Consider the following 1,175-nt stretch of genomic DNA (forward strand, 5'->3'; position numbering starts at 1 on the left):
TAGTGCGATCCGAGTCTGATCCTTTCATTCCTGTGAAGGAGATCAGCGATGCCCCAAAAGATCTATCTGGTCAGGCTCAGTGACGCCGAACATGAGCACTTGGAACAGTTACTGCGCGGAGGCACGACGGCGACGCGTCAACTGACCCGCGCGCGGATTTTACTCAAAGCCGCCGAGGGCTGGCCCGACGAGCGGATCGCCGAAGCGCTGACGGTTGGGCGGGCGACGGTCGAACGCACGCGCCGACGCTTTGTCGAGTGCGGCCTTGAGGCGCTCCGGGAACGTCCGCGCCCGGGCCAAAGGCCCAAGCTGGATGAAAAAGCCCAAGCCCGGTTGATCGCAGAAGCGTGCAGCGCGGCGCCGGAAGGGCGTCAACACTGGACGCTGCAACTCTTGGCCGACCGGGTTGTTGCCCTCGGATTGGCCGAGTCCTATTCCTATGAGTCGGTCCGTCGGCTGCTGAAAAAAACGAACTCAAGCCTTGGTTGAAACGGCCGTGGTGTATCCCGGAGGTCAGCGCCGAGTATGTCGCTTCGATGGAGGATGTCCTGGACCTTTACGCCGAACCCTATGATCCCAAGCGGCCCAAGGTCAACTTCGATGAAACGAACAAACAACTCATCCAGGAGACGCGTCGGCCCTGGCCGGCTGAGCCGGGGCAGCCTGAGCGTTATGACTATGAGTATGAACGCCGGGGTACCCGCAATCTGTTCCTCTTTCTCGAACCGCAGACCGGCTGGCGCCATCTGGAGGTCACCCACCAGCGGACGATGCTGGAGTTTGCGCAACAGATGAGATGGCTGGTGGAGGAGCGTTATCCGGAGGCCGAGAAGATCCGTGTGGTCCTGGACAATCTCAATACACACAAGCCGGCCTCGCTTTATGACACTTTTCCCCCAGCCGAGGCGCGGCGGATTCTGACCAAGCTGGAGTTTCATTACACCCCCAAACAGGGGAGTTGGCTCAATATGGCCGAAATCGAGTTGAGCGTATTGCAGCGGCAATGCCTGGATCGGCGCATTCCGGACGAGGACACGCTCAAGCGCGAAATCGCCGCCTGGGAAGCGGATCGGAACGCCACGCAAGCCACCATCGACTGGCGCTTCTCCGTGACCGATGCCCGTGAAAAACTCAAGCGGCTTTATCCATCTCATTCATCGTGATGAACTACTAGG

Annotated in this window: 1 protein-coding gene; it reads left to right on the forward strand. The window is 59.7% G+C overall.

What is annotated here, in order from left to right:
* Positions 1 to 48: 48 nt before the first annotated feature.
* A protein-coding gene (locus JOD69_RS24480; protein ID WP_210024375.1) for an IS630 family transposase occupies positions 49 to 1,163 on the forward strand; the annotation gives its coding sequence in 2 pieces (ribosomal slippage) (positions 49 to 463 and positions 463 to 1,163; 1,116 coding nt in all).
* The last annotated feature ends 12 nt before the right edge of the window (positions 1,164 to 1,175 follow it).

It is taken from the genome of Methylocaldum sp. RMAD-M (genome assembly GCF_017832375.1).
GTDB lineage: Bacteria > Pseudomonadota > Gammaproteobacteria > Methylococcales > Methylococcaceae > Methylocaldum.